This is a genomic window from Pseudoalteromonas sp. S2755 (genome assembly GCF_005886535.1).
Lineage (GTDB): Bacteria > Pseudomonadota > Gammaproteobacteria > Enterobacterales > Alteromonadaceae > Pseudoalteromonas.
In genome coordinates this window covers 22,525-29,720 of record NZ_PNDS01000058.1, presented here as the reverse complement: position 1 = coordinate 29,720, position 7,196 = coordinate 22,525, and the positions used below count along the sequence as shown (strand labels likewise).

Annotated in this window: 5 protein-coding genes; all 5 read right to left on the bottom strand. The window is 43.3% G+C overall.

The window, feature by feature from the left end:
• Nucleotides 1–310 precede the first annotated feature (310 nt).
• Entirely contained in the window at nt 311–1,882 is a 1,572-nt protein-coding gene (locus CWC03_RS11530) for a dihydrolipoyllysine-residue acetyltransferase (protein ID WP_138582055.1), read from the bottom strand.
• 9 nt (nt 1,883–1,891) lie between these two features.
• The gene (locus tag CWC03_RS11525; protein ID WP_138582054.1) at nt 1,892–2,869 is read right to left on the bottom strand and encodes an alpha-ketoacid dehydrogenase subunit beta; all 978 of its coding nucleotides are present in this window, start codon (nt 2,867–2,869) and stop codon (nt 1,892–1,894) included.
• Nucleotides 2,869–4,086 carry a thiamine pyrophosphate-dependent dehydrogenase E1 component subunit alpha gene (locus tag CWC03_RS11520; protein WP_138582053.1) on the bottom strand — a complete coding sequence of 406 codons (1,218 nt, stop codon included), beginning with the start codon at nt 4,084–4,086 and terminating at the stop codon, nt 2,869–2,871. Before CWC03_RS11520 ends, CWC03_RS11525 begins: the two co-directional genes overlap by 1 nt.
• Before the next feature lie 351 nt (nt 4,087–4,437).
• Complete coding sequence (astE, locus tag CWC03_RS11515; RefSeq protein WP_138582052.1) at nt 4,438–5,472, bottom strand: succinylglutamate desuccinylase; 1,035 nt, start codon at nt 5,470–5,472, stop codon at nt 4,438–4,440.
• A gap of 82 nt (nt 5,473–5,554) precedes the next feature.
• A complete protein-coding gene (gene pgm / locus CWC03_RS11510; protein ID WP_138582051.1) occupies nt 5,555–7,192 on the bottom strand; it encodes a phosphoglucomutase (alpha-D-glucose-1,6-bisphosphate-dependent) in 1,638 nt (545 codons plus the stop codon).
• Nucleotides 7,193–7,196 lie beyond the last annotated feature (4 nt).

Below are 7,196 nucleotides of genomic sequence, written 5' to 3'. Positions count from 1 at the left end.
GTATAGCCAGAGAGTTTTAGGGAAAACAAGGCGAATTTACGCACCAATAGCTGGCTATTGGAAGTGAATTCAACGCAGTTAGCGCTAAAACTGGCTGCTAGAAAGGCATTAATTATCCGCAGCTCAGGTTATTTAGTAAAGGCGCTAATTTTTAGGAAGGAATAAGTTTACTTACGATATGTCTGAATGGGGTTAAATTTTAAGATTACAGACCAATACCACGTAAATAGAATCCCCTAGCTTTTTTGAGGCAACCAAAAAAGGGCCGTAAAGGCCCTTTACAACAAGTAGAAACTAGCAAAAACAAGGGTTAGCGCATTGCCATCATCATTTTAGCCGGTTCCTCTAGGAAGGTTTTCCATAAATTATTGAAACGTGCGATCGTGCCACCATCAATAATACGATGGTCGCCAGACCAACTTACTTGCATGATAGAGCGCGCAACCACATTACCTTGTGCATCAAAGCGTGGTAACTGCTGAACCTTGCCAAGTGCAACGATAGCAACTTCAGGTTTATTGATAATCGGTGTCGCAACCGTACCACCAATAGCCCCTATGTTTGAGATTGAGATAGTACCGCCTTTCAGTGAATCAGGAGATACGCGCCCTTCCCTAGCGGCTTCTGTCAGTTCAGTAACAGATTGGGCAACTTCAACAATCGATTTGCTTTGGCATGATTTAATATTTGGTACAAGAAGACCAAGCTTGCTGTCCACCGCCATACCAATATTATGGTCATCAAAATAAGTGATTTCTGTACAGTCATCATTTACTTTTGCATTCAAAATTGGGAACTCGTTGATTGCAAGTGACAACGCCTTGATAAAAAATGGCATCATCGTCAACTTCATGCCTTGCTTGGCATATTGCTCTTTCAAAGCACCTCGAAGCGCAATTAAATCGGTTAAGTCAATCTCATCACAGTAAGTGAAATGTGGGATCGTCGATACAGAGGCCACCATTTGTTTGGCCATCGCCGCTTTCATACCACGTAAAGGCTCAACTCTTTTCCCACCTTCTGAGGTAGGAGTTGGCTTTTGCGTTTGAGACTGTAACGTTGTGCTAGCTTCATTCGTGGTCGAAGCGTCACTTACACCGTACTCAAGGAAATGTTCGATGTCCTCTTTATAAACGCGACCATTTTTACCAGAGCCAGGCACTTCAGAGAGGTCAATACCAACTTCGCGCGCCTTGCGGCGTACTGCTGGAGAGGCAATCGCTTTACCATTTTTCGGCAAACTTCGCGTAGCCTCATCGCTTGCAGTAGCAGCTTGTGCTGTACTTTCTTTAGGTTTGTGAACATCAGCGATTGGATCGTCTGACTTTACGGTGTGAGATGACGCCAACTTCATTTGAAATAGCGGACTATGCACCTGTGCTATCTCGCCTTTTTGATAATAGAGTTTCTCAACAATACCATCGTACTTGGCTGGAATTTGCACTAGTGCCTTGTCAGTCATTACATCACAAACCGCCTGATCTTCTTTGATTTCATCGCCTTCAGCGACAAGCCATTCAACGATTTCACACTCAACAATGCCTTCACCGATGTCTGGTAAAATAAAGTCTTCAAGTACTGCATTGGTTGAAGTAGTTGGCGAGGATTGAGCTTCCGATTGTTCTGGCTGAGTAGCTTGCTCGCCGGCAACATCCATCGCAAACAAAGGTTCATGGACCTTTGCAATTTCACCTTTTTCATAATGCAGCTTGGTGATCACACCATCATGTACCGCAGGGATCTGCACTAGCGCCTTATCCGTCATCACGTCACAAATAGGTTGATCTTCTTTTACTTCATCGCCAACAGCCACCAACCACTCGACGATTTCGCACTCTACGATGCCTTCACCAATATCTGGTAAGATAAATTCTTTAGCCATGACTTATCCTTAAAATTCCATAGAACGTTTGATAGCGGCGAACACTTTAAGTGCATCTGGCACATATTCTTTTTCAAGTGCCAAAGGATATGGCGTGTCTAATCCACAAACTCGCTCAATTGGAGATTCTAAATGCAGGAAACACTCTTTTTGTATGGTTGCTGCAATCTCAGCACCAAAACCATTCGTGATTGGCGCTTCGTGGCTCACGACCAAACGACCCGTTTTAACCACTGACTTGGCTACCGTGTCCATATCCCAAGGAAGAATACTTCTTAAGTCGATTATTTCACAGCTAATACCTGCTTCTTCAGCTTTTTGCGCCGCTTGTTCGATGATTTCCATCTGCGCGCCCCAAGCCAATAGCGTTATGTCGGTACCTTCTTTAATCACTTCGGCTTTACCAAGCTCAATGCTGTAATCTTCTTCTGGTACTTCACCAATAGAAGCGCGATATAAGCGCTTAGGCTCAAAGAAAATAACCGGGTTATCGTCTTTGATAGCAGCACGCAGAAGGCCTTTCGCTTGATACGGATTGCGCGGTACCACGATTTTAAGACCTGGTGTATGTGCAAAGTAAGCTTCTGGTGATTGTGAATGATATAGACCACCTGCAATACCGCCACCGTATGGCGTACGAATTGTTAAGTTACCCACGTCAAACTCATTACCCGAGCGATAACGGAACTTGGCCGACTCGTTCACGATTTGGTCAAATGCTGGGAAGATATAATCCGCAAATTGAATTTCAGCTAGCGCAGGGGCACCAAACGCTGCAAGACCATTGGCAAAACCCAAAATACCTTGCTCGGTCAATGGCGTATTAAAAACACGGTGTTTACCATATTTTTCTTGAAGGCCTGACGTTGCACGGAATACACCACCAAAGTAGCCGACATCTTCACCAAAAATACAAGCCTGCGGATGCTCCGCCATCGTGATATCTAGCGCCGAATTAATGGCGTGTAGCATGTTCATTTTAGCCATTATTTAATTCTCCCTGCTGTGACTGTGTATGCGTCTGGATAAGCTTTAATATGCGCTTTCAATTCATCATATTGCTTCTGCAGCGATGGAATTGGCGTGTCATAAACATCTGAGACCAGATCTTCTAATGCAGGCTTCTGTACTTTCTCTGCGACCTTCAATGCAGCCAAGATATCTTCACGGATTTTCTCTTTTTCCGCATCATCTTGGGCTTCATCCAGCCAACCTTGTTTTAGAAGCCATTGCTTAAATCGATTTACTGGACAACTATTCTTAAATTCAGCTTCTTCATCTTTGGTACGGTAACCAGATGGATCATCGGAAGTTGAATGTGCACCCAAACGATATGCGATAGACTCAATCATCACAGGCTCACCGTTTTCAACTGCGATTTTACGCGCGGCTTGTGTCGCGGCGTAAACGGCAAGCGCATCGGCACCATCCACACGGATGGTCTTAATACCATAGCCCACACCGCGAGCGGCAATACCATCACCTTTGAACTGTTCATCCGCAGGTGTTGAAATCGCATAACCATTATTACGTGCATAGAAGATAACTGGTGAACCATGTACCGCGGCCATGTTTAGACCAGCGTGGAAGTCACCTTCTGAGGCAGCACCTTCGCCAAAATAACAAATCGTGACGTTATCGATTTCAGATGTTAGCTCGCCGGTTTCTTTATCAATGTGTTTTAACTTTTGGCCATAGGCATAGCCCGTTGCTTGAGGAATTTGCGTTCCTAGCGGCGACGAAATAGTCAGGTAATGTAATTCTTTAGAACCATAATGCACAGGCATTTGGCGGCCTTTGCCTAAGTCCTTCTCATTCGAGAATAGCTGATTCATGAACTGCTCAAGCGAAAAGCCTCGATAGTGAATTGCGGCTTGCTCACGGTACTGAGCCATGATCATGTCATCTTCTTTAAGCGCTGCGGCACTTGCCGTAACAGCAGCTTCTTCGCCAAGACATTGCATGTAAAAGCTAATACGTCCTTGACGCTGAGCCCCTTGCATACGCTCGTCAAGTAAACGGATAAACCGCATCGTTGAATAAATTCTTAATGCCGTTTCTTTATCAATATCTGGTGCTGTTGCACCGTCTAAAACATCGCCTTGGTCACTTAAAATCTGTAATGTAGGGATATTGAGTGCATGACCATCTATAAATTCCAGCGCGTGGCTGATATTTAAGGATATATTATTGGGGTTAGTCATAACCTACCTTCTCTTGTTGTCATAACAAACTTACGGAGTTCAAACCCGACTTTCTCATACGAGATCTGGCTTCAGATTGCGTAAGACGAAAAGAGTCTTAACTCACCTCGCATTTATGATTGTGTTAATTGGTCTTGATCACATTTGTGGTTAGTATGAATAACTGGTCTAACAACTTATCAAAGACTGAATAATATTTGCGATTTAAGTAAGTAAATTAAATTAAAGCGTTTCAACTTTACGTTAACGTAAACGGTTATTCAACTAATCCTAGATGAATAACCGTGAAAATGCATCAATGTTTTTGGAAAGATTTTGATACGAAGACAAGTAGAATTTTACATCTATGATTTATATAAAGTTTTCATCAACCTCTAACGGGATAACCGTTAGTAATGCACGTTGCCCCAAAGCAACATTGGCATTTGGGAAGATAATAGCTTCGCCCTCAACCTCAGCGAAATACTGCTTATCTCCGTCCGTCGCTAGTAATTCACCTTTTGCAAAGCCTGTAAAATTCTCAGCAGAATCAGGGAATGGGAAAGAGAATTCTGCTTGAGTACGATTGATGGTGCGATAAACCGTAAACAGCTCGAAGTCATTTGCATTAAATTCTTTATATTCTACTTCTTTTTGGCTAATTAATGCTTTTAGCGTTTCTTTGGTTTTTGCAAAGCTCGCCATGTTATTTTCACCAAACGGCTTAACCTGTCCAAGTTCGATAGTAAAAGCGTCGGCCCCAAACTGGTAAGAAGAAAAGTAACTAAATGTCGTCGCAGCCGAGCGCATCATTAATACGGTATTGACACCGCATGACAATAAAAACTGTAGCTGTGATTTCTTCCACGGCTTACCATGTAAAAACGGATAAACTGCAAACTTTTCGTTTTTAGACCCTCTAATAGCAGTATGAAGGTCATAGTGACAACGATAGCGTTCGTCACCGCCCTGTTCAAAGAAAGCCCTAACATAACCTTCTAGCTTTTGCGCTCTGACCTTTTCAGGGTTATCTGTTTCTTGATTATGTGCGCCGTTAAATAGGCGGTTTAGATTTTCATCGACAAAACGCTGGCCAATATTAATGGATTTCGGGTTGCCAAAAATAAACAACACCCGTTGTGCCAACGCCAGTTTACCAGTAATAATATGTTGGATAAGCTCGTCACATATTTCAATTGGTGCGGTTTCATTACCGTGCACAGCGCTCGATAGCACAATATCTTTCGTTGTTTCACCTGCGGGCGTAAACTGGATCACACCAGTATCCTGGACTTCCACCAAGGTACCGTTGTCTAAAGTGAAGTTCACGGGTTCAAGTGTAAATTCGTTATTTCTCGTGATAGTAAGAAAGTCACCGCTTTGTTTTAATTCTGCTAAGTACGTCATAATTCCAAATTGATATTGTTGAATAATCCGCATTGGGATACAAAAAAGCCATACGAGGAGTATGGCTTGTAGAAGCTTTTTGTTAACTAATCACTGAGTCAACCAATGTCTTTGCCTCATGTTCAAGTTCAGCCAAATGCGCTTCACCTTTAAATGATTCAAGATAAATTTTGTAGATATCTTCAGTGCCCGATGGACGCGCCGCAAACCAACCGTTTTCGGTAACGACTTTAAGGCCACCAATAGCCGCGCCGTTACCTGGGGCATTGGTTAATATCTGAGTAATTTTATCACCTGCTAGAGTGTCCGCCTTAATGTTGTCCGCGCTTAATGCCTTGAGCTTTGCTTTTTGATCAGTATTTGCAGGTGCATCGATACGTTTGTATACAGGCGCGCCAAATGTTTGTTCAAAAGCGCGATAATGCTGAGATGGCGATTTACCGGTAACAGCTAGGATTTCAGCGCCGAGTAACCCCATGATAAACCCGTCTTTGTCAGTACACCATGTGGTGCCATCTTTTCTTAAAAACGCAGCACCAGCACTCTCTTCACCACCAAACGCGAGTTCTCCAGCCGCTAACCCGTCTACAAACCATTTAAAGCCAACTGGCACTTCGTAAACTTCTCGACCATTTGCGCCACACACTTTGTCAATCATGGCACTAGATACCAAAGTTTTACCGATTTTTACTGAGCTATCCCAGCCTCGGTGTTTAATGAGATAATCAATGGCAACCGCTAAAAAGTGATTAGGATTCATCAGGCCATCTGGCGTGACAATACCGTGTCTATCGAAGTCTGGGTCATTACCAATACCGATATCGTAGTCGTCTTTTAGTGCTATCAAATTAGCCATTGCATAAGGTGATGAACAATCCATCCGCACCTTGCCGTCTTTATCTAGTGGCATAAAGGAAAAACTCGGGTCTACAACGTCATTTACAACCGTGAGCTTCAAGTCATAGTGTTTGGCTATCACTGGCCAAAAATTAACACCTGAACCACCAAGAGGATCCACACCAATATTAACTCCGGCTCGAGCAATGGCTTCCATATCAATTATATTACCCAAGTCTTCAACGTATGGTGTGATCAGATCTTCATACTTGATAAATCCAGATCTTCTCGCTTTCGCGAACGGGAATAATTCAACTTCAACCAAATCCTCAAGTAGTAGCTGATTAGCTCTATCTTCAATCCATTTGGTGACATCGGTATCGGCCGGTCCACCATTTGGTGGGTTATATTTGAACCCGCCATCTTCTGGCGGGTTATGTGATGGCGTCACCACAATACCATCTGCAAGCTCGTGTGGATTGATTAAATTGTGCGAAACAATCGCATGGCTAATCACAGGGGTTGGTGTGTAGTCATCATTTTGTTGTGTGATAACTTGTACTTCGTTGGCAACCAAGACCTCAATAGCCGAGTTAAAAGCGGCTTCCGACAACGCATGAGTGTCTTTACCAAGAAAAAGCGGACCGTAAATATTGTTGTTTTTACGGTAATCGCAAATTGCTTGAGTGATGGCCAGAATATGCGATTCATTAAACTTAAAATTAAGTGAGCAACCCCGGTGGCCACTTGTGCCAAAGGCGACACAATGCTCTGGATGCGCTTCTAAGTCAGGCTCATTTAAATAGTACGATGAAACCAGCTTAGGTACATTTACCAATAATTCTTTCGATACCTTTTTGCCAGCTTGCGGATGGATCGCCATAAGA

Coding starts and splice junctions, on each gene's coding strand:
- CWC03_RS11530 (WP_138582055.1), bottom strand. CDS start 1,882: ATGGCTAAAGAATTTATCTTACCAGATATTGGTGAAGGCATCGTAGAG.
- astE (WP_138582052.1), bottom strand. CDS start 5,472: ATGACGTACTTAGCAGAATTAAAACAAAGCGGTGACTTTCTTACTATC.
- CWC03_RS11525 (WP_138582054.1), bottom strand. CDS start 2,869: ATGGCTAAAATGAACATGCTACACGCCATTAATTCGGCGCTAGATATC.
- pgm (WP_138582051.1), bottom strand. CDS start 7,192: ATGGCGATCCATCCGCAAGCTGGCAAAAAGGTATCGAAAGAATTATTG.
- CWC03_RS11520 (WP_138582053.1), bottom strand. CDS start 4,086: ATGACTAACCCCAATAATATATCCTTAAATATCAGCCACGCGCTGGAA.